The sequence below is a fragment of the Pseudomonas anguilliseptica genome, from assembly GCF_021375795.1.
Lineage (GTDB): Bacteria > Pseudomonadota > Gammaproteobacteria > Pseudomonadales > Pseudomonadaceae > Aquipseudomonas > Aquipseudomonas anguilliseptica_A.
In genome coordinates this window covers 1-23791 of the sequence record NZ_JAEIOI010000008.1, presented here as the reverse complement: position 1 = coordinate 23791, position 23791 = coordinate 1, and the positions used below count along the sequence as shown (strand labels likewise).

The following is a 23791-nucleotide window of genomic DNA, read 5'->3' as shown; positions in this document are numbered from 1 at the left end:
GGTCGCTGTCCCGCTCAACTGATAGGGGCGGCCCCTACGCGGTTGCGTCCGGCCTGCTTAGCCCTGTAAAGCGCGGCATCGGCTCGTGCTACCAATTCGCCTGGCGTGTCTCCCGAGGCATACGCGGCCACTCCGAAGCTGCCAGTTTTGTAACCGACGACGGGGTGCAGTGTGTTTTCCAGAGCCCGCCGCAGCTTTTCTGCCAGCTGTGTAGCGTCCGCGAGGTTGGTATTTGGCACGATGACCAGAAACTCTTCGCCCCCCCAACGACCAACAACCTCCATGGCCCGAGTATTGGCCACTAATACCTGGGCGACCTGAACCAGAACAGCGTCGCCGACCAGGTGTCCGTGAGTGTCGTTGACCAGTTTGAAATGGTCTACATCCAATAGAATGACGGCGAATGGCGTGGCATAGCGTTTAGCCAGCGCGATTTGTTCATCGATCACCTGATCCAGACGGATGCGATTGACCAATTGAGTGAGGCGGTCGGTGATCGACAGTTTGGTGACTTCCTCTATGGCCTCTTCAAGCTCTGAGGTCACAGCGTCAATGAAGCGCAAAAGCCGGGACACCACCCGCGTATGTTTATTGGCGTATGGGTCGCGATCATCTGTGCGTGGCGCCAATTTACTGGTGTGCTCGGTCTTGTTTTGAGCCTGCTTCTCACCTTCACGCAGGCCTACCGCCACCATGGTCGAGTTGAGTAGGGTCAGTTTTGATGAGCCGAAGAACTCGCCGTATGTATAGAAACCAAAGGTCGGCGCGGTTTGCTCGAAGGGCAGGGTTTCCAGTTCTACGTCCTCCTGCATGAGAAAGCGTCGGCAGCCGCAGGTGTAGAGGAAGATTGCCTGGGGGGCAAACTGCTTCATTGATTGGTGCAGGACTTTGGCATTTTCGGCAATCAGCTCGATATCGCCATAGCCCAAGCGAAAGGTTTCGCCTTCTTGGATGTCGGCGACAAATCTCAGCACGCCGTCGTTGCAACTGGCGACTGGCACGCGCGCCAGCAATTCACCTTCACGTTCAAGCAGAAAGGGGAACTCCAGGGCATTGAGAAAGAACTGCTCGTCGTCGGCGATATTGAGGTAGCGGCGGTAAACATCAAACGCAGGCAGGCCATCAATACGTTGCACGTGCAAACCGTCGACCTGGGTGATGCGCATTGAGCGACTCAGCGGCTGCCAGCCCAGGTAGGTTTTCGACTCAATGTGCAGGTCCGGGCCGGATAGAACAACCGCGATGGCGCCCTGAGTGATGTGCTCGTTGCCGGCGAACAGCAGCGAGTTGCTGATCTCTGCGTAATCCCCGGCACCGCCGCCAAATACCGGGTAACCGTTTAGTGTCGACTCAAGGCCTTGCAGCAAGGCTGCCGCATCCAGGCTCAAAGGCGTCGAAAGCAGCAGAACGCCGGCAATGTCTGGGGCACAGTCGTTTATTCGCAGGCCCAGCTCTGCCCCTGCGTTGCGTTCTTCGCCGTTGTTGCACGCTAGCGCCAGCAGATTGATTCGTGAGGATACAAAGAAGGTGAAGCCTATGATCACTTGGTTGGTCATCAGTTGGCCATGTGCCACTTCGCCAACCGTTGTGGCGCCAATAATTATGGCTGTAGGCAATCTGTCGCTGATCATGCGGGTGATTGTTAGTATCTGCGGCTGATCGGCTTGTGCTGTGTAAATCTGTATTAGTTGGGCCTGAGAGTCTGCAGCCTTTTGGGCAATCGTCCCGGTGGATAGTGCTGCGCCAAGCGTCGCCAAGTCCGTAAAGACATGCGTCACATGCTGAATCATGAATCACTCCCTAGAGCACGGCACTGCAGCCAGTGTAGGTGTATTTCGATGCTCGCCTCCAGTTTGCCTGGGCTTTAGACGGGTTACTGCGGCAGATACGAGTGCATATCAAAGCCACTGATCATTACGCTTACGCCTTACCCGCAACATTGTCGGCAGAATCAGCCCAGCGAGTAATCCAGCGCCGGCAATGCCGCCGCCGTAGGCCATATAGCGCATCAGTACCTGCTGGTTTTCCTCGCCTAGCTGCGCTTGAAGTTCGCGCAACTCAGAGTTGGCTCGGCTCAGTTCGATATCCAGCGCCGAGCGTGCGGTTTGCAGTTCGTCGATCAGGGTTTTGCGCGAGTCGAGGGTTTCCTGCATGCCTTGCACGCGGGTTTTCCAGGTGTCGTTGATGCCTTCCAGCTCGCTGCTCAGCTGCGCCACTTGCTGTTCCAACTGTGGCAGGCGTTCGGCCTGGCCGGGCACGTCTTGTAGGTCGCGGTTGGCAATCCATACCGCGCTGCCGTTTTCGCCACGCACTTGGCTGTAGTCGCCGGAATTTTGCAGCAGGGTGACTTTCTGCCCGGAAACCAGGGTGCCGACGATGCGGTAGCCGTCGGTTGGGCCGCTGCGTACATAGGTGTTCAGGCTGTCACTTACCCAGCGTGTGTTGCTGGCGGGCTCTTCGGCGTGTGCACTCAAGCTGCCTAGCAGGCAAGCGCTCAGAACGAGGTTGTGCAGCGGGCGGGTACATGAGGGGAGGTAATGGGATAGGGACATGGGCTGTCTTCATATAGCGATTGAATGAAACCCTGCAGGCAGGTGCGATAGCGGTCGGTCAGGCGCATTGCCGTGGACAGATGAGCGATCTGGGGCGCTGCTATGCAGTGGCCTGCTGGGCAAATGGCCAGCAGGTCCACCCTCAGTGGCCGACAGCAGACAGACCCGCACGACGTGCGGGGAGTTCACTGCGCAATCGCGGATAGGGATGAGTGGCCAGCAATCGGGGAGCGATTCATGCAGATAATTTGTGCGTTATAGCGGTGGAACGTATTGCCATTCGTCATGGCAGTGGTCGTGCGGCTGATTTTTTATTGATCTAAAGGATGTTTTTATTATTCACTAAAAGCATTAGTAGCGATTATCTGTGCTGTTTGCCCTGCCAGCGATAAACAGCACCGAGGCCATGGATGACCTGGCAGTTCGTCTGCTGTTTGCGTGCGCCATTGTGGGGAGCGTCTGCGTCCCGTTGAGGTGCTTGTGTTTGCCATGTGCAGGGCTGGCAAACCACCCCAATCACCCATTGCAGAGGATTCTGAATGGAACACAACATCTCCTTGATCACCACCTTGGCAGGTGGTTTTGGTCTGGCGCTGATCTTCGGTTTTATTGCCGAGAAGATAAAACTGCCGGCGCTGATCGGTTATCTCTGTGCCGGCATCCTGCTGGGGCCGGCAACCCCAGGGTTTGTCGCGGACATTCAGCTGGCCGCGCAGCTTTCAGAAATTGGCGTGATGCTGTTGATGTTCGGCGTTGGCCTGCACTTCTCCCTCGATGATCTGTTGTCGGTTAAGAAAATTGCCCTGCCGGGAGCGGTGGTGCAGATGGGCCTGGCCACGGTGCTTGGCATGGCAGTAGCGCATTGGTGGGGCTGGAGTTTCGGTGCCGGGCTGGTGTTCGGCCTGTCACTGTCATGTGCCAGTACCGTAGTGCTGCTCAAGGCGCTGGAGTCGCGCGGCATTCTTGAGTCCATGAACGGGCGCATCGCCGTTGGCTGGCTGGTGGTCGAGGACTTGGTGACCGTGCTGGTGCTGGTTTTGCTGCCGCCTTTGGCCGGTGTGCTGGGGGGTACGCCTGTCGCCGAAATGGGCAGCGATCCGCTGTGGTACACCCTCGGCAAGACCCTGCTGTTGGTAGCGGTGTTTATCGTGGTGATGCTGGTGGCCGGGCGGCGCATCCTGCCCTGGATGCTGATGCAGGTGGCCAAGACCGGTTCGCGTGAGCTGTTCACCCTGTCGGTGGTGGCGGCGGCGATTGGTATTGCCTATGGCGCGGCCGCGCTGTTCCAGGTGTCCTTTGCTCTGGGTGCATTTTTTGCCGGTATGGTGATGCGCGAGTCCGACCTCAGCCACCGTGCGGCGGAAGAGTCACTGCCGCTGCGGGATGCCTTTGCGGTGCTGTTCTTCGTCTCGGTTGGCATGCTGTTCGACCCACTGGTGCTGATCAAGGAGCCGCTGCATGTGCTGGCAGTGGTCGGCATCATCGTGATCGGCAAGACCCTGGCGGCTGCCGCGTTGGTGCTGGCCTTCCGTTACCCGTTGAATACGGCGCTGACCGTGGCAGCGAGCCTGGCGCAGATCGGTGAATTCTCCTTCATCCTGGCCGGACTGGGCATGACGCTGGGCTTGTTGCCGCAGGAGGGCATGAGCCTGGTGCTGGCCGGTGCGCTGATTTCGATTGCCCTGAACCCGGCGCTGTTTGCCCTGATCAAGCCGCTCAAGGAGCTGGCGCTGCGCCGCTCGGCCCTGGCGCGCAAACTTGAGCACCGCGAGGACCCACTGGCCGTGCTGCCGATGAGTACCGAGCACAAATACCTCAAAGGGCAGGTCGTGGTGGTGGGTTATGGCCGGGTTGGACGGCGGATTACCCGCAGCCTGGCCGAGCGCAATATCCCCTTCGTGGTGGTTGAGCAGAACCGTGAGCGAGTCGAGCAGATTCGTGGCCAGGGTTTGGTGGCTGTAACGGGGGATTCGGCCGAGCCCGGTACACTGATCCAGGCACATATCGCCGATGCTGCGATGCTCGTCATCGCCACCCCGGATCCGATGAACGTACAGCGCATGGTGGAAACCGCACGGGCGTTGAACCCGAATATCGACGTGGTGATCCGTACTCACAGCCCGGATGCGGTGGAAATGTTCCGCAAAGATGGTCTGGGGCAGGTGTTCTTCGACGAGGAAGAGCTGGCCCGTGGGATGAAGGCGCACATCCTGTCGCGCTTCTCGCCCCCTGCTGAGGCAGCGAGCAAGGCCCATTAAACCGCCCCCTTGAACAACAAACCCGGCACATGGCCGGGTTTGTTGTTTTTGCCGCAGGGCTTACTTGATCTCGACGGCCAGGCTGTCGTGGATCTTCTTGTTCCAGATTGCCGGGCCGGTGATGTGCACCGACTCGCCCTTGGTGTCGACCGCCACGGTAACCGGCATGTCTTTGACCTCGAACTCGTAGATGGCTTCCATACCCAGTTCAGCGAAGGCCAAGACCTTGGACTTCTTGATCGCCTGGGCGACCAGGTAGGCGGCGCCGCCAACGGCCATGAGGTAAACGGCCTTGTTGTCCTTGATCGCGTCGATGGCAATCGGGCCACGCTCGGACTTGCCGATCATGCCCAGCAGGCCAGTGCTTTCGAGGATCTGCCGGGTGAACTTGTCCATACGGGTAGCAGTGGTTGGGCCTGCTGGGCCCACCACTTCGTCACCGACTGGATCGACCGGGCCGACGTAGTAGATAAAGCGGCCTTTGAGATCGACCGGCAGCTCTTCGCCCTTGTTCAGCATGTCGACCATGCGCTTGTGCGCGGCGTCGCGGCCGGTGAGCATCTTGCCGTTGAGCAGCACGGTTTCGCCCGGCTGCCAGCTCTGCACCTCCTCCGGGGTGATGGTGTCGAGGTTGACGCGGCGCGCGCTTGGGCCCGCTTCCCAGACGATTTCCGGGTAAGCGTCCAGGTCCGGCGCTTCCAGTTCGGCTGGGCCGGAGCCGTCGAGCACGAAGTGGGCGTGACGGGTGGCGGCGCAGTTGGGGATCATGCACACCGGCAGCGAGGCGGCGTGGGTCGGGTAGTCCATGATCTTCACGTCGAGCACGGTGGTCAGGCCGCCCAGACCCTGGGCGCCGATGCCCAGCTGGTTGACCTTGTCGAACAGCTCGAGGCGCATTTCTTCGATCTTGTTCTGCGGGCCACGGGCTTTCAGCTCATGGATGTCGATGGACTCCATCAACACTTCCTTGGCCATTACTGCGGCCTTCTCGGCGGTGCCGCCGATGCCGATGCCGAGCATGCCTGGCGGGCACCAGCCGGCGCCCATTTCCGGGACAGTCTTGAGTACCCAGTCGACGATCGAGTCGGACGGGTTGAGCATGGCCATCTTCGACTTGTTCTCGGAACCGCCGCCTTTGGCCGCGACGTCCACTTCCACCTTGTCGCCAGGGACGATGGAGTAGTGGATGACCGCCGGGGTGTTGTCCTTGGTATTTTTACGCGCACCGGCCGGGTCGGCCAGGATCGAGGCGCGCAGGACGTTTTCCGGCAGGTTGTAGGCGCGGCGCACGCCTTCGTTGATCATGTCGTCGACGCTCATGGTCGCGCCGTCCCAGCGCACGTCCATGCCGACGCGGATAAACACGGTGACGATGCCGGTGTCCTGGCAGATCGGGCGGTGGCCGGTGGCACACATGCGCGAGTTGATCAGGATCTGCGCCATGGAGTCGCGCGCGGCCGGGGATTCTTCCTTCAGGTAGGCCTCATGCATGGCCTGGATGAAATCCACGGGGTGGTAGTAGGAGATGAACTGCAGGGCGTCGGCAACGCTCTGAATCAGGTCGTCTTGCTTGATCACGGTCATGCTTGGCGCTCCTTTTTGTAGGGCTAGGAGTAGGGCAGGGACTTCGAAGAGCGCAAGGGCACGGCCCGGCGCAGGGCTATCAAGGTCAAAGGGCAAGGCCAAAGGACAAGATAAAAAGGCGCAGCAGTATACCGCGCACGCCGCCAGGCGGACACCTGTACGGGCCTCGACCATGGTCGCTGATCGGTTTCCCGAGCCGACTAAATGACGCGGGCGCGGCCTAGGCATTTTGTGATCACAGGGGTACAGTGGCGGCTAGATGCCAGCATGGGATGGAGCCCATTTCCCCATGAGTCTAAGCAGCCAAAAGGGTGCCCAGCGAACGCTGCAAAGTCTGCTGCTGAAGCGTTTCGGCATGGCAGCGGCTACCTATGGGCTGACCGGGCTGCTGTGCTGGATTGGGGTATTGGCTGGGCTGTTTCATGCCACGCCATTCACTGCCGTGAGCCTGACAGTGCTGGCGGCCATCAGCCAGCTGGCATTTCTCGGCTTGTTCCTCTCGCGCGCCAACCTGCGTTTTGCCGACCCCAGCCTGACCGAAGCGCAGGTGCTGGTGGCGCTGTCCTGGCTGACGGTGCTGCTGGCGCTGTTCAATGAAGGCCGTGGCAGCATGCTGGTGCTGTACATGCTGATTCTGCTGTTTGGGGTATTTCAGCTGCCGCCCCGGGTGTTTGCCCGCTGCGCGCTGTTCGCCTTCTTCGGTTTTGCCGGGCTGAACCTCTATGAGGCCTACACTTTCCAGCTGAGTGCCCCGCGTGTGGCGTTGATGCAGGTGTGTGTGCTGGCCGGCGTGCTGATCTGGCTGTGCCTGTTTGCCAGTTACGCTCAAGCCATGCGGCAGCGCATGCGCCAACGGCGTTTTGCTCTGCAAGCGCACCAGGACACCCTGCGCGGCATGATGCGTCAGCTGGAAGACCTGGCGGCCACCGATGAGTTGACCGGCCTGTGCAACCGTCGACACTTCCTGCGCCTGGCCAGCCGCGAGCTGGACAACCTGCGCCACGACCGCCAGCATGGCCTGGCGTTGCTCGATTTGGACCATTTCAAACGCATCAATGATGTGCACGGCCATGCTGCTGGCGACCGTGTACTGCAAACCTTTGCCGCCGTGGCCCGCGCCTGTCTGCGTGACGGCGATGTGGTGGCCCGTTATGGCGGTGAGGAATTTGTGCTGTTGTTACCCAATACCGAAGCCGATCAGTTCACCGCCTGCTGCGAGCGCCTGCGCGAAGCCTTTAGTCGCGCCGAACCGCTGGGCGTGAAAGTGGAGAGCCTGAGCGTGTCCATCGGCATGACCCTGCTGACCATGCATGATGACCTTGATGACGCCCTGCAACGTGCCGACCAGGCGCTGTACCAGGCTAAGCGCAACGGCCGTAATCGCTGTGCCGCGACCTGGGAGGACGTGGATGCCTGAGTTGCGGGTCGCTGAGCACTGCCTTGACGTTGCGATCTCCACCAATCTGCTCGATAGCCTGCTGGCGGCTGGCATCGCCGTGCCTTATAGCTGCCGCGCCGGCAGTTGCCACGCCTGCCTGGTGCGTTGTGTGGCCGGCGAACTGCACGATGCCAAGCCCGAGGCCCTGGAGGCCGCGCAACGTCAGCAGGGCTGGCGACTGGCTTGCCAATGCCAGGTGGTGGCTGATGTGCAGGTCGAAGTGTTCGATCCGCAGCGTGATGCTGCGCCCGCGTTGATTCACAGCTGCGATTGGCTGAGTGCGCATGTGCTGCGTCTGCGCCTGACCCCACAGCGGCCGCTGCGCTACAGCGCCGGCCAGCACCTGCAACTATGGACCGAGAGCGGTATTGCCCGACCCTATTCGCTGGCCAGCCTGCCTGGCGAAGACCCCTGGCTGGAATTGCACATCGATTGTCGTCAGGGCGGTGCCTTTGCCACGGCGGCGCGGGCCTTCCAGGCGGGTGATAGCCTGCGTCTGGGCGAGCTGCGCGGCGGTGCCCTGCATTACGACCCGGATTGGCAGACCCGTCCGCTCTGGCTTTTGGCCGCCGGCACCGGGCTGGCGCCGCTGTATGGCGTTTTGCGCGAGGCACTGCGCCAGGAACACCAGGGTGCTATCCGGCTTATTCACCTGGCCCATGATGCCGCTGCGCATTACCTGGCCGAGCCGCTGCGGGCGCTGGCGGCCCGCCATCCGCAGCTGCAGGTCGAGCTGGTTTGCGCGGCCGAGTTGCCGGCTGCTTTGGCCGAACTACGCCTTGTTTCGCGGCAAACCCTCGCCTTACTCTGCGGCCACCCCGACAGCGTCGAAACCTTTGCGCGCCGCCTGTATCTGGCGGGTGTACCGCGCAGCCAGGTTTTTGCTGACGTCTTTTTGCCCCACGCGCGCTAGCCGTTCAGGTTCTCAGCTCGCGGGTGGCCTGCCGTGAGGAATGATGATGAGCGAGCACCTGCTGGTTGAGCGTGAACAAGGTCTGCTGACCCTGCGCATGCACCGCCCCGACAAGAAGAATGCCCTGACCCGCGCCATGTACAGCGGCATGGCCGAAGTGCTGGTGCAGGCCGATCAGGATAAAAGCGTGCGCGCCGTGCTGATTACTGGCGGCGACAGCTGCTTTACCAGCGGCAATGACGTTGCCGACTTTATCCAGGCACCGCCCACCGGCCTGAACAGCGAAGTGTTCCAGTTTATGCAAGCGCTGTTCGAGTTCAGCAAACCGGTAGTGGCTGCGGTTAACGGCCCTGCCGTGGGCATTGGCACGACCATGCTGCTGCATTGCGACCTGGTCTACGTTGGCCGCGATGCCACGCTGAAGATGCCCTTCGTCAATCTGGGCCTGTGTCCCGAGTACGGCTCCAGCCTGATCCTGCCGCGCTTGCTCGGTCATGCCCGCGCTGCCGAATTGTTGCTGCTTGGGCAGAGCTTTACCGGTGAGCAGGCCGCAACCTGGGGCATCGCTAATCAGGCGTTGGAGAGCGGTGAGGCAACTCTGGCCAAGGCCCGTGAAATGGCGATGCGCTTTCAACAGTTGGCTCCAGCGGCAGTGGCCGATAGCAAACGTCTGATGCGCGCGCCGGATCGCGAGCAACTGCGCCGAGTGATCGAGGAAGAGGGCGCATTGTTCGGCCAGCGCCTGCGTTCGCCGGAAGCCATCGAGGCGCTGACGGCCTTTATGCAGCGGCGTACACCGGACTTCAGCAAGTTTGCCTGATGCCTTGAAGCAAACAAAAAAGGCCGCTCGATTGAGCGGCCTTTTGCGTTGCAGCGCAGCAGTTACACGAGTGCTTCACCGACATGCAGCAGCTTCATGGTGTTGGTGCCGCCAATGGTGTGATAGCTGTCGCCCTTGGTCAGTATCACCCAGTCACCGGCCTGCACTACGCCGCGCTTGAGCAGTTCGTCCACTGCCGCCTGGCTGACTTCGCCCGGTTGCAGTGCCGCCGCGTCGAACGGCACGGTGTAGACACCACGGAACATGGCCGCACGAGCCTGGGTTTCGCGGTGTGGAGAAAAGGCAAAGATGGGTACCGAAGAACGGATGCGCGACATGATCAGCGGTGTGTAGCCACTCTCGGTCAGCGCGATGATGGCTTTCACCCCGGGGAAGTGGTTGGCCGTGTACATGGCTGCCAGGGCGATGCTTTCGTCGCAGCGCTCGAATTCGGTGCCCATACGGTGGCTGGATTTCTTGCTGGTGGGGTGCTTTTCCGCGCCCAGGCAGATGCGCGCCATGGCCTGCACAGCTTCCAGCGGGTAGGCGCCAGCGGCGCTTTCCGCCGAGAGCATCACCGCATCGGTGTAGTCGAGCACGGCGTTGGCCACGTCGGAGACTTCCGCTCGGGTCGGCATCGGATTCTGGATCATCGACTCCATCATCTGTGTTGCGGTGATCACGGCTTTGTTGTGGCGGCGCGCGTGCAGAATGATTTTCTTCTGGATGCCCACCAGCTCGGCATCGCCGATCTCCACACCCAGGTCGCCACGGGCCACCATCACCGCGTCGCTGGCGCGGATCAGGCCATCGAGGGTTTCGTCGTCAGCCACCGCTTCGGCACGTTCGATCTTGGCTACCAGCCAGGCAGTGCCGCCGGCTTCATCGCGCAGTTGGCGCGCATATTCCATATCTGCTGCATCACGCGGGAAGGACACCGCCAGGTAATCCAGCTCCATTTCGGCCGCCAGTTTGATGTCGGCCTTGTCCTTCTCGGTCAGAGCTGGCGCGGTCAGGCCACCGCCACGGCGGTTGATACCCTTGTGGTCAGACAGCGGGCCGCCGATCAGCACCTCGCAGTGCAGCGCATCAGCGGTGGCTTCCACCACGCGCATGACCACACGACCGTCGTCGAGCAGCAGCTCGTCACCGACACCGCAGTCCTTGACCAAGTCCGGGTAGTCGATGCCAACGATGGTCTGGCTGCCGGCAGTGAGCGGGTGGCTGGTGGAGAAAGTGAAGCGATCACCGACCTGCAGCTCGATGCGCTTGTCGGCAAATTTGGCGATGCGGATTTTCGGGCCTTGCAGGTCACCCAGTAGGGCAACGTGGCGGCCGTGCTTGGCGGCCAGTTCACGCACCAGCTTGGCGCGAGCCTTGTGCTCGTCGGGCGAGCCATGGGAGAAGTTCAGGCGGGCGACATCCAGGCCGGCGATAATCAGTTGTTCGAGTACGGCGGGGCTGTTACTGGATGGGCCGAGGGTGGCGACGATTTTGGTGCGGCGGAAGGTCATGCACAGACTCCTGAGTGGCAGCTGAGCACGAGGCTACTATGCCGCAACTCTGTAGTCATTGTTCCTCTGCACTACCAGAACCTATATACGATCTGCTGCGCGTCGGCCCTGCTGCGTTAAAAATCGGCTCGGAATGCTCATGTACAAAAGTACATTCCGCTTCCTCGCCGTTTTTTGCCTTGCCGGTCTTTAGCTCGCGATATCGTAAACAGGTTCTTATCGATTAAGCGCCTGATCCAGATGACGGGCGGCCTTGGTATTCAGATCGCTATTGGGGAATTGCACCAGCAGGCGGCGCAGGTAGGTGATGGCCTTGTCACGGTTGGCTTGTGGGTTATCCGGAGCCAGGTACATCAGGCCGAGCTGGTACAGGGCCTTTTCCTTGATGTCAGCGGGGATGCCGGGGTCGCTCAAGGCCAACAGGTACAGCTCTTCGGCTTCGCCGACGCGGTTTTTCAGCACGGCACGGCGCGACAGCAGGGTCATGTCCGCATCGAGGCTGGGCTTGTACAGGTCGAGTTGCTGATTGGGCTTCCAGTGTGCCAGTAACTCGCGCGAGGTCTTGTGCACCGGCTCGTCGGCGCGTGCGCGGATCATCACGATACGCGCCTCGGCCCGTTCGGCGGCGCGGCTGGCAGGGAACTGGTTGAGCACCTGGTAGAAGTAATTGAGCGCCTTGTTGTCGTCACGTTGTTCGTTGAAGCGGTTCATGTACAGCAGGCCGATCTGGTACAGCGAGATGGCGCGTACCTCGTCGCTGAGCTTCTCATCGCGGTACCCAGTCAGGTACAGCTGCTCGGCCTGTTCACTCTTGGCATCGCGGATGGCCTGGGCGCTGTAGGTCAGCAGGTCGCCTTCATCCTCGATGGCGGCGAGCATGCGGTTGTTTTTCAGGGTTTTGTATTCGACCACTTCGTTGGTGGTGATCTGCGCGATAAACAGCGGTGTGGTGGGTGAGCAGGCGCTCAACAGGGCGGCACACAGCAGCAGCGGCAGGCGGGACGATAACGACATGACAACTCCAGGGCGCAGGGCCGGTGTGCGCCAGTCTAGTCAGGCCTGTGCGTTGCGGCCAAGTGGCTGGCGGCATTACCCATCAGAGGATATGTTGCTGCAGAATTTTCCAGGACAGTCGATACACTGCTCATCGGAGGAGAGGCTTATGCGCACACTGTTTGTTGTACTGCTGCTGGTAGGGTTGACGGGTTGCAATCGCTACTCGTTCGATCACCACCTCAACAGCGCTTATGAGGCTTATGACCGCGGCGAGTGTGAAGCGGCCATTCTGTCGCTGTCCAAGGCCGAGCGTAACAGCCGCTCACGGCGTTATATGCAGCCGGAAATCTCCCTGCTGCGCGGCCAGTGCCTGGAGCGTCAGGCGCTGTTTGTCGATGCCATGCAGACCTATCAGTTCATCGTCACCAACTACCCGGCCAGCGAGTACGCCTATCGTGCCCGTGCGCGCATGGATACCCTGCGCCAGTTGGGGCATGACGGCGTTGATGTGGCGGTCAAGGTCAACCCGGTCAAGCCTTGACCGCTGGTCGTCATGGCACATGGGAGGCTATTCTCGGCAGTAAGCTGAGGTTTTGATGGGAGGGACTCCATGCGTGCGTTGTTGTGTCTGTTGCTGCTGCCGGGGTTGGCAGCGGCGGAAATCTACCGCTGGACCGATGCCAACGGCCAGGTGCATTTTGGCCAGCGCCCGGCGGCGGTAGGTGCTCAGCAGATTGAGGTCAAGCCGCAGGTGGTCGAGCGCGATCAGTTGACCCGTGAGCGCGAGGAGCGCGCCAATCGCTTCTTCGATGCCCGTCGTGAAGAGCAGGCGCAGGCTTCTGCAGTGGCGGCTGAGCGTCAGGCCAAGCGGGCGGCCGAATGTCAGGAGTTGCGCCGTCGCCTAGGTAATATGCCAGAGGGCTACAGTTATTACCGCACCGACGCCAATGGTGAGCGCGAGTATTACAGCGATCAGCAGGTGGATACCGCTCGTCAGCAATTGCAGAGCCAGGTGGCTGATCGCTGTTCCTGAATCTGGTTTAAGCGCAGTAGTAAGGCCATACTCAATGGCCATCTATAGCGATTTGCCACTATGTCCAAGCATATTCAGCGCAGCATCGAGCGTCACCAGCTGCCCTACTACCTGAAGGTGTTCAACCGCATCACCGATAAACCCATGGGCTATATCGGCAATGTGTCACTGGATGGCATGTTGCTGATCAGCCAGTTGCCCATGCTGGTGGGCGCGCGCTTTGATATGCGGTTGAAGATTCCCGGGCATGATGCGCCGCATTACATCGATTTTTCCGCCACCTGCCAGTGGTGCCGTGAGGATGTAACGCCGGGCTGCTTCGACTCGGGGTTCGCCCTGGTGGCACCGCCAGCGGACTATGTGGAGATGGTCGATGCGCTGCGCCATTACTTCAGCTTCCGGCCGATGGCGGCGTCGGCCTAAGCCCGCCACCATTGATCGGCCATAAAAAAACCGCCCTGAGAGGCGGTTTTTTTATGGCCAGGCGGATTAGGCGCTGACGGTTTCCTCTAGCTGTAACAGCGCATCGGAGCGCGACTGCACTTCGCGGTAACGCTCGGCATCCTTGGCCAGAACAGCGCCTTGGGCCGGGAAGATTTCGTTCAGTTTGCGGCTCCACTGCTCAGTCTTGAGCTGTTCACCGAAGCAGCGCTGGATCAGGTCGAGCATGATCGACACGGTCACCGAGGCGCCTGGCGAGGCACCCAGCAGGGCAGCGATGGAGCCGTCCTGGGCCGCCACCAGTTCGGTGCCGAACTGCAGGATGCCGCCGTTTTTCGCGTCTTTCTTGATGATCTGCACGCGTTGACCGGCGATTTCCAGCCTCCAGTCCTCAGCCTTGGCCAGCGGATAGAAACCGCGCAGGGTTTCCAGGCGCTGGGCTTCGGATTGCAGCACTTCCTTGACCAGGTAGCGGGTCAGGTCGAAGTTGTCGCGCGCCACTGCCAGCATCGGGCCGATGTTGTTGAAGCGGATCGACAGCGGCAGGTCAAGGAACGAACCGCGCTTGAGGAACTTGGTGGTAAAGCCGGCGTAAGGGCCGAACAGCAGCGAAGTCTTGCCGTCTACCACGCGGGTGTCCAGGTGCGGCACGGACATGGGCGGCGAGCCCACGGCTGCCTGACTGTAAACCTTGGCCTGGTGCTGCTTGACCACCTCTGGGTTGTCGCAGCGCAGCCACTGGCCGCTGACCGGGAAGCCGCCAAAGCCTTTGCCTTCCGGAATGCCGGACATCTGCAGCAGCGGCAGCGCCGCGCCACCGGCGCCGAGGAAGACGAACTTGGCCTGGATTTCACGGCTGTTGCCGCTCTGCAGGTCCTTGACGCTGACCAGCCAGCCTTGGCCGCTGCGCTTGAGGCCAACCACTTTCTGCTTGCAGGTAACCTTGGCGTCGGCCTGTTGGCCGAGGTGCGCGAGCAGGCTCTTGGTCAGGTTGCCGAAGTTGACGTCGGTACCAGCCATGACGCGGGTCGCGGCGATCGGCTCGTGCGCATCGCGCCCCGGCATCATCAGAGGCATCCACTCGGCCAGCGTGGCGCGGTCTTCGGTGTATTCCATGTCTGCAAAGGCATGGTGTGCGGTCAGTGCGTTGAAGCGCTTCTTCAGGTAATCAATACCTTTTTGGCCGCGCACGAAGCTCAGGTGAGGCACCGGGTTGATAAACGATTTGGGTGAACCGAAGCGGCCTTTCTCGACCAGGTAGGCCCAGAACTGCTTGGACTCTTCGAACTGGGTATTGATGGTCACCGACTTCTTGATGTCGATCGAACCGTCCGCCGATTCCGGCGTGTAGTTCAGCTCGCACAGGCCAGCGTGGCCGGTGCCTGCGTTGTTCCAGGGGTTGGAGCTTTCAACCGCCCCGGCTTCCATCATCTCGAGCACTTCCAGCTTGATCGCCGGGTCGAGTTCTTTCAGCAGCACGGCCAAGGTCGCACTCATGATGCCGGCACCCACCAGCACCACATCCACTGTTTCGTAATCGTTCTGCGCCATTACCACTTCTCCGCAAACCAGCACTCAAAAGACGTTAGTTAGCTTGTGTGAACACAGCCGATCAGCAGTCGCCGAGACGCTCAGGGTTGAGGGAAGCAGGCTTCTGGATGCAGATGCCAACCGCGAGATCGTTCATTTTCGCCACACTCTTGTGAAGTTTTCCAAACCGTTCTTTTCACGCTCTTTTGGAGTCGTGAACCTCAAAACACGTCTGCTGGGCGCGCTTCTCGACGACATAGAGCAGCCATGCAGGGATTGCAGGTGCTTTACGTGGGAGTAAGCAGCAGCCGGAGGCAGCGCGAAGTGGGCGACTCTCTGGGGCAGAGCTGGTGCATCAAGCATCAGCGATACGGCAAGGCCCGAACAGGAGGCGTCCTTATAGTCGGGGCGCGATTATAAGGGCAAAGCAGGAAAATTGATCGCCTGGTGTGACTTTTCTTCTTCCGCCGGTCAGGCCGCCAGCGTTTGTTGCAGGTGCAGGCAGGGCGTGACCTGGGCGACTCGCGCCCCGGCAGGCAGCGGTCGATTGAGCCAGCTCAGGCAGCTGGGTTGCACTTCGATCCAGCCAAAGCCTTGTGGTGTCTGGGCTGACTGGCGCAGGGCGCGGCAGATGCCTTGAGCGTCGAGCAGGGCAAACGAGCGCATCGGACGGCGTGGAGCAAGCAGGTTGCGTAGCGAAAACATGGCAGTGATCCAGCAGCGAGGAAGACTAAAGTCTTATGCCCGAACTGCATGACAGGGGCGTTACGGGAACCTGTTAGCAGGTTATGCGTCCTAGTACGCATGACTGTCAGGCACCTGGCGCGCTGGTTATACTGCGCGTCACTTCTGCCCCTTACTGTATGGAGAGTTGAGCATGCTGCATCGTCTGCTGTTTGGTCTGGTGGCTGTTGCCAGCCTTACTCTGGTGGGTTGCGCCCACAGCCCGCAACAACTCAGCCCGCAACCCAAACTCAATAGTCCGTTGACGGCGGTTGGCCAGGGTCAGCCTGTGGTGGTGCGCGTGGCAGATGGGCGTCCGTCCCCGGTGCTGGGCACCCGTGGCGGCCTGTACCCGGAAACCAGCGCCATCAGCGTGACCGGCCAGGACATCCTGCCCAAGCTACAGGCGCAGGCAGAAGCTGCTGTTCGCCTGCTTGGCTTCACCCCAAGTGCCAACGCCTACAACGCACCGCAGCTGACCTTGACCCTGGCTGATCTGAAATATCAGTCACCGAAAGAAGGTCTGTACGTGACCGAGGCTGACATGACCGCGACCTTCCGGGTTGATGTGCAGAACAGCAGCCGCCGTTACAGCGGTCGTTATGGCGCGTCGCTGAATCAGCGTTTTGGCATGGCACCGAACCAGGCAACCAACACCAAACTGGTCAGCGATGTGTTGAGCGATGCCCTGACCCGCGCCTTCAAGGACCCGACCATCGGCCAGATGCTCGCCCAGTAAGGTCGATTTGCGTTCATGAAAAAGCCCGGGCTGTTCCGGGCTTTTTCGTATCTGGGTTGTGCCGTTCCTGGTTTCAGGCCGCTTCGCTGTAGAACTCCGGCAGGCTCATGCCGGTGCGCGTATCGACATCGGGTAGAGCGTAATGCTCATGGCCGCCCATGGCGCAGTACACCAGCCAGTGGTCGTCCTGCACGTTGAACGACAGGCCATCGATTACAGCGTCTACATCGTCCAGTGAATCGATCAGGTAATCGCGGTCTTGCGGATGGGCATGCAGCATGTGGTTTTCCTCCATGATTGATCGGATCTGGCCCCGGTTTGCGTATGCAGTGCGGAGGCTCGTGTTAGACCATAGAGCATGCAGATGACAGTGTTTAGACCGTGTGGTCATAGCGACTGCGCTTCGTCGGAATCGATCCGCGAGCGCTGCATCCTTCTGTAGACTCCGCCGCCGTATCTGGCTGCCCGCCGCTTGTGCGGGCGTAGTGCGGGGTGTGCGGCGCAGCTGGCATGCCCTCAAAGAACCTTGAGGTCGAGAATGTCTGTGCAAACACTCTGGTGGCTGATTGAGGCGCAGCCCGGCTTGTGGCTGAACGGTTTGGCGCTGTTTGTCGCCCTGGCAGGGAGTTGGTTGCTGTTGGCCACGCGCCTGCGTGAGCAACGTGCGGTGGCGCGTCTGCTGGCTGGCAATCAACTAAATGAAATGACGCAGCAGGCCTATGCCCTGGATGAGCCTACAGAGCGGCTGAACCGCTTCTTCTATCGCTTTGCAGCGGTTTGTCTGGTGGCGGCGTTGTGCCTGTCCTGGGTCAGTACCCGCTTGTAAGTGCACTGCAGGTCATAAAAAACGGCAGCCAATGGCTGCCGTTTTTTATGCAGGGTAGTCAGCTCAGAGCGGCAGGCCTGCCTTGATCCGATACTGATTACGCACCGGGTTGGCGTATTGCAGGATCAGGTAGGGCTGTTGCTCGCTTGGGCAGTTGTCCAGGCGGCGCTGCCACTCGGCTTGAGCAGCACGCAATTCCTCGGCAGGGAACAGCTCGGCGGCACTCGGTACAGCCAGGGCGGGATCGCGTTCGGCCCACATGGCATAGGCCAGGTAGTGCACGGGGAATAACCGATAACCGCTGAGAATCTGCCGATCCATTTCGGCAGCCAGCAGTTTGCTGTCGTCCAGACCCTGACTGACCGGCGCGGCGAAGTGCACATGCACACGGCCTTTGTAGCCGGTAATACCGAGTGCGATGCTCTGGTCGTCTTCGCCAGCGGCTTTGGTGTAGCTGCCGTTGCTGGCGCGGATAAACAACTCACGGGCCTTGGCCTGATCACAGGGGTCGTATTCGTAGCTGATCGACACCGGCGTCAGGCGCAGCGCGTTGATCACATCGGCGAAGGCTTCGTCCTTGCGGCTCATGTGGAACATCTTGAGGATCGCTGAATCGGTGCGGTCATCACCGTCCTTGGCACGGCCTTCGGCCTGAGCGATCCAGATTGATTCGCCATCCTTGCGGATCGAATGATTGATATAGGCCGACAGCAGTTGGTAAGCCGTCAGCTTTTCGCGCCGGCCGCTGATCGAGCGGTGCACGATAAAGCTCTTGTTCAGGCGCATCAGGTCGCTGACGAAAGGCTTCTGCAGCAGGTTGTCGCCGATGGCGATGCGCGGCGTTGGCAGGCCAGCGTGGTACACCGCGTAGTTGACGAAGGCCGGGTCCATGACGATGTCGCGGTGGTTGGCGAGGAACAGGTAGGCCTGGCCTGCTTGCAGGTGTTCGATGCCGGAGTAGGTCACCCCATCCGTAGCCCGCTCGATGGTGCGGTCGACATAACTCTCGATACGCGTCTGCAATTGCGCCACCGACGCCACATCACGGAACTCAAGACGCAGGCGATAGGCTATAAGTGGTTTAAGCAGCCAACCCAAGGGTGCCGCCAGGCGCGGGAAGCGAAACTGGGTGAGGATGTCGAGAAACGCATCGTCCGCCAGCAGTCGCGCCAGAACGGCAGGGACTTCGGCGTCGGCGTAAGGTCGGATGGCATCGAATTCGCCCATCATGCTCTCTTGTGGTGGTTGGCTGTTGATGTACTCACTGCTGGGCACGCGGGTTCAGCCAAGGCTGTAGCGCGACTGCAGGGCCAGCTATAGACCGGCGATTATACGCCCAAGTCACAGGCGTCTTTTAAGTTCCTTTAAAATCAATGACTTAGGTGTTTTCGCTGTCTGAATTGACTACGGTTTGTCTACAGCCTGACCACAACGCTAGTGGATTGAGTTGTAGAGCCTTATGTAGATGTTCAGGCGCTAAGTGCGCGTATCGCATCGTTGTTTGTATGTCCGCATGGCCAAGAATATCGCGCAAAGTTCGCAGATCACCGCCAGCCATAACAAAGTGCGATGCAAAAGTGTGGCGCAGTATATGGGTTAACTGACCCGGAGTTGAGAACCCACAACGGGCATAAGCAACCTCGAATGAGCCGCGAGCGTTCCCGAATAAACGTTCGGTTGGTAAGGCAATGGATAGCGCCTCTTCTATCAATGCAGGATCTACCGGAACGGTTCTGTTGCGTCCGTTTTTAGTGCCAGTGAAAACAATGCGATCAGGTAGCACCTGGGAGCGCCTTAGGTTTTGAACCTCTGACCAGCGTGCACCAGTTGATAACGCAAGTTTAACGATGATCGTGACGTAGGGATTGGCGCACTTGCGTAGCTCAGACAAAAGCAGCTGGATCTGATCAAACGTGAGGAAGGCGAGGGTCTTTTGGTCGACCTTGAAAAGCCTGATTGAGCCTAGAGGGTTGGGGCCATGGAAATGCCCTTGACGGGTCAGCTCAGCAAATACGGACGACACGTAGACATGCTCAATATTCACGGTTGAGCGTGCAGAGGTTTTGAGGCGTTCGACACGGTAGCGCGACCAAACAGCGGGCGTAAGATCCGCTGAAAGCGGGTTGCCGAGCCGGGCGACGATCTGTTTTAAGGCGATGTACCGGCGCTGGCCGTTCTTCAAGTTCACCCCGTGGACTTGAAACCAGAGGTCAACGAGGTCTGAAAGCCGCGCTACGGTGTGATCAGGCTTGGACAGGTAGTCGCGCTCAAAGCGCATTGCATGGGCCTTGCTGGGGAAGCCTGAACGCCTCACACGCTGGCTACCGCGTCCGTTGACGTAGAAGTCTACCGACCACTTGCCGTCAGGTTGTCTGGTGGCGGTCATACAGCACGTCCCCACCTAACATGGCGTTCTTCAAGAATGCCTTTGATGTGCTTATACAAGGCGTCTTCATCCATGCCCTTGGCGGCATAGTGGTCGCGAATTACGGGCCAGCAGTCCCAATCCTTGAGGGTGTGAAATGCTCGTCTAGCGCCCACTCGCTCCCGTGCCAGCAGGCTTACGAAGTTTCCCAGGAAGAGTTCCACGTTCTTGCCAGAGAACCCCTTAGAGGTCTTGTAGTAGCGCTTGTATTCAGTGTCATCAAGCAGGGAATCGACCGGAAGGTCTACGCGCACGTCATCACGAATCAATGTCCATACAGGCGCGTAGCAGCCGGGGCGGTGCAGGAATTTGAATTGGCGCAGGCCATAGCGCCACAGGCCATCCAGATGACCGGCAAAGGCTTCAAATGAGCGTGTGTCGATTGGTTGGCCGGTGCGGACGTCCAGGGAGCCGCTCGCGAACTGCTGGATAACTGAGTGGTGATAGCGCAGCTCTACCCGCCAAACGTCCTGGGCTGGGTTGTAGTTGTCGGGGTCTTGATCGTCGAAGCTGTCGCGACGCTTCCAAACGCTTTCCCAATAGTCGAGTTTGTCAGTGGCTCGGGCTTGCTCGGTCTTGTTGTAGATGCAGAGTTGAACGCCACTGGCAGAGCCAAACATCGACGTTTCCCCGCGCCCGTAGGTGCTGGATTTAGTGGCCCAGTTAATTTCGTTGATGCCGCTAATGTCTCGCTGCATGCGTGCTTTACAGTGCATGCGCGCTACCAGATCAGCCGGTGGCGTCCAGCCCTGCAGATCCAGAGCGAGGTGCACGGCACACTGGTTAATTTCAACGTGGGTCAGAAGCTGGGAAGCGTAGAAATCTAACCGGGCCTGCAGGCGCTCAGGCGACAGGCTGTCGATTGCATGGGGTGACACTTCGATTTTCAGGTGTGGGCCGATGTTGTCCAGCTTGGAGTTGAAATTCTTCACCAGCAGGATGATTCCGAGGTCAGCATTCTGCAGCTTGTACTGGTAGCCGGAGTCACGGCCAACACGTCCAGAGTGCCAACGCTGCCCGGCGAAGTTGACCAGGGTTCCCGGCTTCTCAAATAGCGCCATGATTTCCGGGCGGATCAAGCCCCGGTACAACTGGCGCACGGTATCGACGCCACAGCGAAGCAAACGAACCTTGGAAAGGTCAGTGATTTGACCGGTTTGCGGATCAACAAAGATGGTCGGAAAGTCTTCTACCCGGAGGAAATCAACGGTCTTACCCATGTAAAAAACACCTTTTAGAGATTGTTAGACTTCAATGTCGGTTTAAAGCTGTTTATCTGACGTGTTACAGGGACGTCAGCGCGCGCATTTGGCGCAGCGCTCGTACCTCGCGCATGCGCTCAAATGCGCCGAGCGAAGGCGCTGAGTGATCACCATAGGAAGCGGCCTTTCTCATAGGGGATTTGCCTCACGATGACGTTCTGAGGGGCTTGCTGGGGTTGTTGCGGCTGCTGCTGGGGTGGGTTGTTGGCCTGCTGCAGATCGGGGCGCGCACCAGGGTCAGGGCGGGCCGGATCGAATGCGCCGCGCTCTACGGTGTTCTTGCAGTAGGAGAACGAGGTTTTGTGCCAGCTGCCTTGCTGGGTGAAGCACTCGCAGATAAAGGCTTTTTCCTGCGTTCTGACGACCCGGTAGCGCTTGGCGTTGCGGTCGATATAGCCCTCATCGGAGCTCATGACGCAGGACAGCCGCGGGTAGCTTTGTGGCTTGGTCAGTTCGTCGTAGATGGGTGCCGAGCTGGGCACGTCCGGTATGCGAGGGACACGGGCGGCTAGGTATTCGTCCAGGCTGAGTGCCTTTGTACCGGGCTTGTTGTTGACCGGATTTATGAGCGAGCCGACCGAGCTTTTCACTTGATCGACTACGCCGCTCGGGCTGCTGGTTTCGGCTTGGGCTTGTGTGGCCTGTTCGGTCTGTTTGCCGGCTTCGTAGCGTTCGTAGGCGCGGTAGACCATGAAGACGGCACCGGCGATGACCAGCACGGCCAGAATGAATTTGGTCGGTAGCTTGGTCTGAAAATGGTGCTGTGCATTGCTGCTGGTGTAGACGCTGAAAAACTTCTTATCGAGGCGTACCGTGGTTTTCTCGGCATCCTTGAAGCTGCTTTTGACCTCGACTTTTTCAATCACCGCATCGGATTCAAAGCGCAGCAGTTGCTGGGATTTGAAGACGCGCCAGTAGTGAATATGACCATTGCACAGGCGGCGTAGGTGCACATCCAGATAGCGCGGGTCCTGGGTGATCAGGTGCACTTCGTGGCCGCTATGGCGCATGGTTTCAAAGCGGGTGATGTGCTCAGGCGGACGCGCCCGAGGATCACGACCACCAAACCAGCCTTGGGCCTCGTCCACGACAATGATGGAGTCGTTGGGCAGTTCGAACCACTTTTCGGGATCATCGAACTTGTACCAAGAAGCCTTTAGAAGCTCAGGCTGCAGGCCGTTGATGTTGTGGAAGTAGACGGTGCGGCCTTCTGCGTGGGCCTTCTGATCCACTTCCTTGATGGTGTTGAGGGTTTTGCCGTGGCCGGGTTTGCCGGTGCGGATATAGAGCATGGCAGCGCCTCCCTACGCTTCGATGGAGGTGCCGCCCGGCTTGCGCCAGACCTGATTTCGTTTGCGATCCTGGGCCTTGTTGATGCCCGCGATGATGAAGCGGGTGAACACGGCGGAAAGCATGATGTTTATCGCTATGTCGATCTTGGCCAGCCCGAGGATCTGCTGAATGACGATCCCCGAGTTGCCCATATTCGTGATCATGTAATCGCGGGCAGCATTGATCAGCGCGTTGAAGCCAAAGTAAGTGACGAAGCCAAAGCCGATGGCCCGAAGTACGGTCATCACCAGCGGGCCGGCGATCATCCAAAGGAACTGGGCAACCCATAGAAATGCAGGCATATCACTCACCTCCCGAGGCGCGGCCAACGTAGATGGCGTAGAAAAGCGAAGCGGCTATGACGATCAGGTAGCCAAGATCGATGGCGAACTGGCACAGCGGCTCATAGGAAAATTCGAAGGTGCGACCACCCTGGGTTTGCAGGGTGAAGGTCTTGGCAGGTGGGCAGGCTGCCGGCAGAAAACGCGGATCAGTCGGGCCGCTGAACAGGCCGGACACATCAATTTCACCGTCGCCCTCATCGAGCTTGGCGCTGTCGCCTTTGCCGTCGATAAAGCCGGTGATGTCGCCTTCTTGTGACGGGAAGTCACCAGCGGTCAGGGCATCGCAGCGGGCGCGCTTTTGCGTCTCGAAAATGGCGCATTGAATGGCATCGCCAGAGCAGACCAAGGGCTGGCTGCATTCAATGCCGGAGGCGCTATTGCCGTCGCTGTCGCCGCCACCGGGGTTGGTGCCGCCGTTGCCTGGGTTCGTGCCACCGTTGCCGGGGTTGGTTCCGCCGTTACCGGGATTCGTGCCACCGTCGCCGGGGTTGGTGCCACCATCGCCAGGGGTGCCACCACCACCCGGATCAGTGCCGCCGTCGCCTGGGTCGGTTCCACCATCACCCGGGTCGGTGCCGCCATCACCTGGGTCGGTTCCACCGTCGCCGGGGTCGGTTGGCTGGGGAACCTCGGGCGGCTGGTTTTCGGATGTGGTGCAGGTTTCGCCAGTTAGCTTGGCGTTGTAGTCGCAGTAGGTAATGGAGCCGTCTGTTTCGCTTTCGTTGAAGCAGGAAGAAACCGATTGATGCTGGGCTTTGCAGCCATCAATGCAGGCAAACGCAGGCGGGGAGATTTCTGTACCTGGCGCGATGTTGAACTCTGCAGTCGAGTCACGCCGACCGAGGGGCCAGGTGTATGTGGATTCGGTGCCAGCAGCACAGGCCGGCATTGTATCGACGACAACAGCACCGGAGGACGGCCCGCCCTGGGCAATTGGCTGTTGTGGGTTGCCGTAGGGGTGATAGGAAAAGTTGTACTTACACAGAAATGAAGTGGTGTTTTGTACCGGGGTATAACTACCCGCATAAGTTGGGTTGATCAGGTTTACAGGGTGCGCAATG

At 59.8% G+C, this 23791-nt stretch carries 23 protein-coding genes; 9 read left to right on the top strand and 14 right to left on the bottom strand.

The features are described from left to right. Positions 1-14 precede the first annotated feature (14 nt). Entirely contained in the window at positions 15-1790 is a 1776-nt protein-coding gene (locus IOD17_RS18650) for a diguanylate cyclase (RefSeq protein WP_233686525.1), read from the bottom strand. 108 nt (positions 1791-1898) lie between these two features. Then, entirely contained in the window at positions 1899-2552 is a 654-nt protein-coding gene (locus IOD17_RS18645; RefSeq protein WP_233686524.1) for a TIGR04211 family SH3 domain-containing protein, read from the bottom strand. Positions 2553-3091: 539 nt separating this feature from the next. Between IOD17_RS18645 and ybaL the strand changes: the two genes are divergently transcribed. Further along, positions 3092-4810: a YbaL family putative K(+) efflux transporter gene (gene ybaL, locus IOD17_RS18640; RefSeq protein ID WP_233686523.1), complete on the top strand. Its 1719-nt coding sequence runs from the start codon at positions 3092-3094 to the stop codon at positions 4808-4810. Positions 4811-4870: 60 nt separating this feature from the next. On the opposite strand, the gene IOD17_RS18635 is transcribed toward ybaL, so the two are convergent. Further along, entirely contained in the window at positions 4871-6394 is a 1524-nt protein-coding gene (locus IOD17_RS18635; RefSeq protein WP_233686522.1) for a fumarate hydratase, read from the bottom strand. A 289-nt stretch (positions 6395-6683) separates the two neighbouring features. Between IOD17_RS18635 and IOD17_RS18630 the strand changes: the two genes are divergently transcribed. From IOD17_RS18630 to IOD17_RS18620, 3 genes are read left to right on the top strand one after another with little or no spacing between them, the layout of a single operon-like run. After that, the gene (locus tag IOD17_RS18630; RefSeq protein WP_233686521.1) at positions 6684-7811 is read left to right on the top strand and encodes a sensor domain-containing diguanylate cyclase; all 1128 of its coding nucleotides are present in this window, start codon (positions 6684-6686) and stop codon (positions 7809-7811) included. Continuing rightward, the gene (locus IOD17_RS18625) at positions 7804-8745 is read left to right on the top strand and encodes an iron-sulfur-binding ferredoxin reductase (RefSeq protein WP_233686520.1); all 942 of its coding nucleotides are present in this window, start codon (positions 7804-7806) and stop codon (positions 8743-8745) included. The genes IOD17_RS18630 and IOD17_RS18625 overlap by 8 nt, the downstream gene beginning before the upstream one ends. 46 nt (positions 8746-8791) lie before the next feature. Further along, on the top strand, positions 8792-9565 hold the full coding sequence (locus IOD17_RS18620) for an enoyl-CoA hydratase (RefSeq protein WP_233686519.1): 774 nt from the start codon (positions 8792-8794) through the stop codon (positions 9563-9565). Positions 9566-9627: 62 nt separating this feature from the next. Here IOD17_RS18620 and pyk read toward each other — a convergent pair whose 3' ends face one another. Both pyk and IOD17_RS18610 read right to left on the bottom strand, forming a co-directional pair. Beyond that, the gene (pyk, locus tag IOD17_RS18615; protein ID WP_233686518.1) at positions 9628-11079 is read right to left on the bottom strand and encodes a pyruvate kinase; all 1452 of its coding nucleotides are present in this window, start codon (positions 11077-11079) and stop codon (positions 9628-9630) included. A gap of 216 nt (positions 11080-11295) precedes the next feature. Next, on the bottom strand, positions 11296-12093 hold the full coding sequence (locus IOD17_RS18610; RefSeq protein WP_233686517.1) for a tetratricopeptide repeat protein: 798 nt from the start codon (positions 12091-12093) through the stop codon (positions 11296-11298). A gap of 148 nt (positions 12094-12241) precedes the next feature. Between IOD17_RS18610 and IOD17_RS18605 the strand changes: the two genes are divergently transcribed. The 3 genes from IOD17_RS18605 to IOD17_RS18595 all read left to right on the top strand — a co-directional run bounded on the left by IOD17_RS18605 (position 12242) and on the right by IOD17_RS18595 (position 13531). Further along, positions 12242-12616 carry a tetratricopeptide repeat protein gene (locus tag IOD17_RS18605; RefSeq protein ID WP_233686516.1) on the top strand — a complete coding sequence of 125 codons (375 nt, stop codon included), beginning with the start codon at positions 12242-12244 and terminating at the stop codon, positions 12614-12616. 69 nt (positions 12617-12685) lie between these two features. After that, positions 12686-13108 carry a DUF4124 domain-containing protein gene (locus tag IOD17_RS18600; protein WP_233686515.1) on the top strand — a complete coding sequence of 141 codons (423 nt, stop codon included), beginning with the start codon at positions 12686-12688 and terminating at the stop codon, positions 13106-13108. A 60-nt stretch (positions 13109-13168) separates the two neighbouring features. Next, positions 13169-13531: a PilZ domain-containing protein gene (locus IOD17_RS18595; RefSeq protein ID WP_233686514.1), complete on the top strand. Its 363-nt coding sequence runs from the start codon at positions 13169-13171 to the stop codon at positions 13529-13531. Positions 13532-13597: 66 nt separating this feature from the next. Here the strand turns inward: IOD17_RS18595 and mqo are convergent, their stop codons facing one another. Further along, positions 13598-15100: a malate dehydrogenase (quinone) gene (gene mqo, locus IOD17_RS18590; RefSeq protein ID WP_233686513.1), complete on the bottom strand. Its 1503-nt coding sequence runs from the start codon at positions 15098-15100 to the stop codon at positions 13598-13600. Between the two features lie 450 nt (positions 15101-15550). After that, positions 15551-15784, bottom strand: a complete 234-nt coding sequence (locus tag IOD17_RS18585) for a hypothetical protein (protein WP_233686512.1) — start codon at positions 15782-15784, stop codon at positions 15551-15553. Positions 15785-15956: 172 nt separating this feature from the next. Here IOD17_RS18585 and IOD17_RS18580 point away from each other — a divergent pair, with 172 nt between their 5' ends. Then, positions 15957-16541, top strand: coding sequence for a YajG family lipoprotein (locus tag IOD17_RS18580; protein ID WP_233686511.1), 585 nt, complete (start codon positions 15957-15959; stop codon positions 16539-16541). A 73-nt stretch (positions 16542-16614) separates the two neighbouring features. Here IOD17_RS18580 and IOD17_RS18575 read toward each other — a convergent pair whose 3' ends face one another. Continuing rightward, positions 16615-16821 carry a hypothetical protein gene (locus IOD17_RS18575; RefSeq protein ID WP_233686510.1) on the bottom strand — a complete coding sequence of 69 codons (207 nt, stop codon included), beginning with the start codon at positions 16819-16821 and terminating at the stop codon, positions 16615-16617. A 258-nt stretch (positions 16822-17079) separates the two neighbouring features. On the opposite strand from IOD17_RS18575, the gene IOD17_RS18570 reads away from it, so the two are divergent. Next, positions 17080-17367 (top strand): hypothetical protein, encoded by a 288-nt coding sequence (locus tag IOD17_RS18570; protein WP_233686509.1) that lies wholly within the window; start codon positions 17080-17082, stop codon positions 17365-17367. A gap of 63 nt (positions 17368-17430) precedes the next feature. Here the strand turns inward: IOD17_RS18570 and IOD17_RS18565 are convergent, their stop codons facing one another. From IOD17_RS18565 to IOD17_RS18540, 6 genes are all read right to left on the bottom strand, one after another. Further along, entirely contained in the window at positions 17431-18597 is a 1167-nt protein-coding gene (locus IOD17_RS18565) for a 1-acyl-sn-glycerol-3-phosphate acyltransferase (protein ID WP_233686545.1), read from the bottom strand. Positions 18598-18745: 148 nt separating this feature from the next. Further along, positions 18746-19753, bottom strand: coding sequence for a tyrosine-type recombinase/integrase (locus tag IOD17_RS18560; RefSeq protein WP_233686508.1), 1008 nt, complete (start codon positions 19751-19753; stop codon positions 18746-18748). Next, positions 19750-21012, bottom strand: a complete 1263-nt coding sequence (locus tag IOD17_RS18555; protein WP_233686507.1) for a hypothetical protein — start codon at positions 21010-21012, stop codon at positions 19750-19752. Before IOD17_RS18555 ends, IOD17_RS18560 begins: the two co-directional genes overlap by 4 nt. A 149-nt stretch (positions 21013-21161) precedes the next feature. After that, a complete protein-coding gene (locus IOD17_RS18550) occupies positions 21162-22346 on the bottom strand; it encodes a zonular occludens toxin domain-containing protein (RefSeq protein ID WP_233686506.1) in 1185 nt (394 codons plus the stop codon). A 12-nt stretch (positions 22347-22358) separates the two neighbouring features. Then, positions 22359-22688: a DUF2523 domain-containing protein gene (locus tag IOD17_RS18545; protein ID WP_233686505.1), complete on the bottom strand. Its 330-nt coding sequence runs from the start codon at positions 22686-22688 to the stop codon at positions 22359-22361. A gap of 1 nt (position 22689) precedes the next feature. Further along, on the bottom strand, positions 22690-23791 hold a 1102-nt coding region (locus tag IOD17_RS18540), incomplete at its 5' end, for a virulence factor TspB C-terminal domain-related protein (protein WP_267925935.1).

Excerpts from the sequence above, each read along its gene's own strand:
- IOD17_RS18650 (WP_233686525.1), bottom strand. The coding sequence starts at position 1,790 with ATGATTCAGCATGTGACGCATGTCTTTACGGACTTGGCGACGCTTGGC.
- IOD17_RS18645 (WP_233686524.1), bottom strand. The coding sequence starts at position 2,552 with ATGTCCCTATCCCATTACCTCCCCTCATGTACCCGCCCGCTGCACAAC.
- ybaL (WP_233686523.1), top strand. The coding sequence starts at position 3,092 with ATGGAACACAACATCTCCTTGATCACCACCTTGGCAGGTGGTTTTGGT.
- IOD17_RS18635 (WP_233686522.1), bottom strand. The coding sequence starts at position 6,394 with ATGACCGTGATCAAGCAAGACGACCTGATTCAGAGCGTTGCCGACGCC.
- IOD17_RS18630 (WP_233686521.1), top strand. The coding sequence starts at position 6,684 with ATGAGTCTAAGCAGCCAAAAGGGTGCCCAGCGAACGCTGCAAAGTCTG.
- IOD17_RS18625 (WP_233686520.1), top strand. The coding sequence starts at position 7,804 with ATGCCTGAGTTGCGGGTCGCTGAGCACTGCCTTGACGTTGCGATCTCC.
- IOD17_RS18620 (WP_233686519.1), top strand. The coding sequence starts at position 8,792 with ATGAGCGAGCACCTGCTGGTTGAGCGTGAACAAGGTCTGCTGACCCTG.
- pyk (WP_233686518.1), bottom strand. The coding sequence starts at position 11,079 with ATGACCTTCCGCCGCACCAAAATCGTCGCCACCCTCGGCCCATCCAGT.
- IOD17_RS18610 (WP_233686517.1), bottom strand. The coding sequence starts at position 12,093 with ATGTCGTTATCGTCCCGCCTGCCGCTGCTGCTGTGTGCCGCCCTGTTG.
- IOD17_RS18605 (WP_233686516.1), top strand. The coding sequence starts at position 12,242 with ATGCGCACACTGTTTGTTGTACTGCTGCTGGTAGGGTTGACGGGTTGC.
- IOD17_RS18600 (WP_233686515.1), top strand. The coding sequence starts at position 12,686 with ATGCGTGCGTTGTTGTGTCTGTTGCTGCTGCCGGGGTTGGCAGCGGCG.
- IOD17_RS18595 (WP_233686514.1), top strand. The coding sequence starts at position 13,169 with ATGTCCAAGCATATTCAGCGCAGCATCGAGCGTCACCAGCTGCCCTAC.
- mqo (WP_233686513.1), bottom strand. The coding sequence starts at position 15,100 with ATGGCGCAGAACGATTACGAAACAGTGGATGTGGTGCTGGTGGGTGCC.
- IOD17_RS18585 (WP_233686512.1), bottom strand. The coding sequence starts at position 15,784 with ATGTTTTCGCTACGCAACCTGCTTGCTCCACGCCGTCCGATGCGCTCG.
- IOD17_RS18580 (WP_233686511.1), top strand. The coding sequence starts at position 15,957 with ATGCTGCATCGTCTGCTGTTTGGTCTGGTGGCTGTTGCCAGCCTTACT.
- IOD17_RS18575 (WP_233686510.1), bottom strand. The coding sequence starts at position 16,821 with ATGCTGCATGCCCATCCGCAAGACCGCGATTACCTGATCGATTCACTG.
- IOD17_RS18570 (WP_233686509.1), top strand. The coding sequence starts at position 17,080 with ATGTCTGTGCAAACACTCTGGTGGCTGATTGAGGCGCAGCCCGGCTTG.
- IOD17_RS18565 (WP_233686545.1), bottom strand. The coding sequence starts at position 18,597 with ATGATGGGCGAATTCGATGCCATCCGACCTTACGCCGACGCCGAAGTC.
- IOD17_RS18560 (WP_233686508.1), bottom strand. The coding sequence starts at position 19,753 with ATGACCGCCACCAGACAACCTGACGGCAAGTGGTCGGTAGACTTCTAC.
- IOD17_RS18555 (WP_233686507.1), bottom strand. The coding sequence starts at position 21,012 with ATGGGTAAGACCGTTGATTTCCTCCGGGTAGAAGACTTTCCGACCATC.
- IOD17_RS18550 (WP_233686506.1), bottom strand. The coding sequence starts at position 22,346 with ATGCTCTATATCCGCACCGGCAAACCCGGCCACGGCAAAACCCTCAAC.
- IOD17_RS18545 (WP_233686505.1), bottom strand. The coding sequence starts at position 22,688 with ATGCCTGCATTTCTATGGGTTGCCCAGTTCCTTTGGATGATCGCCGGC.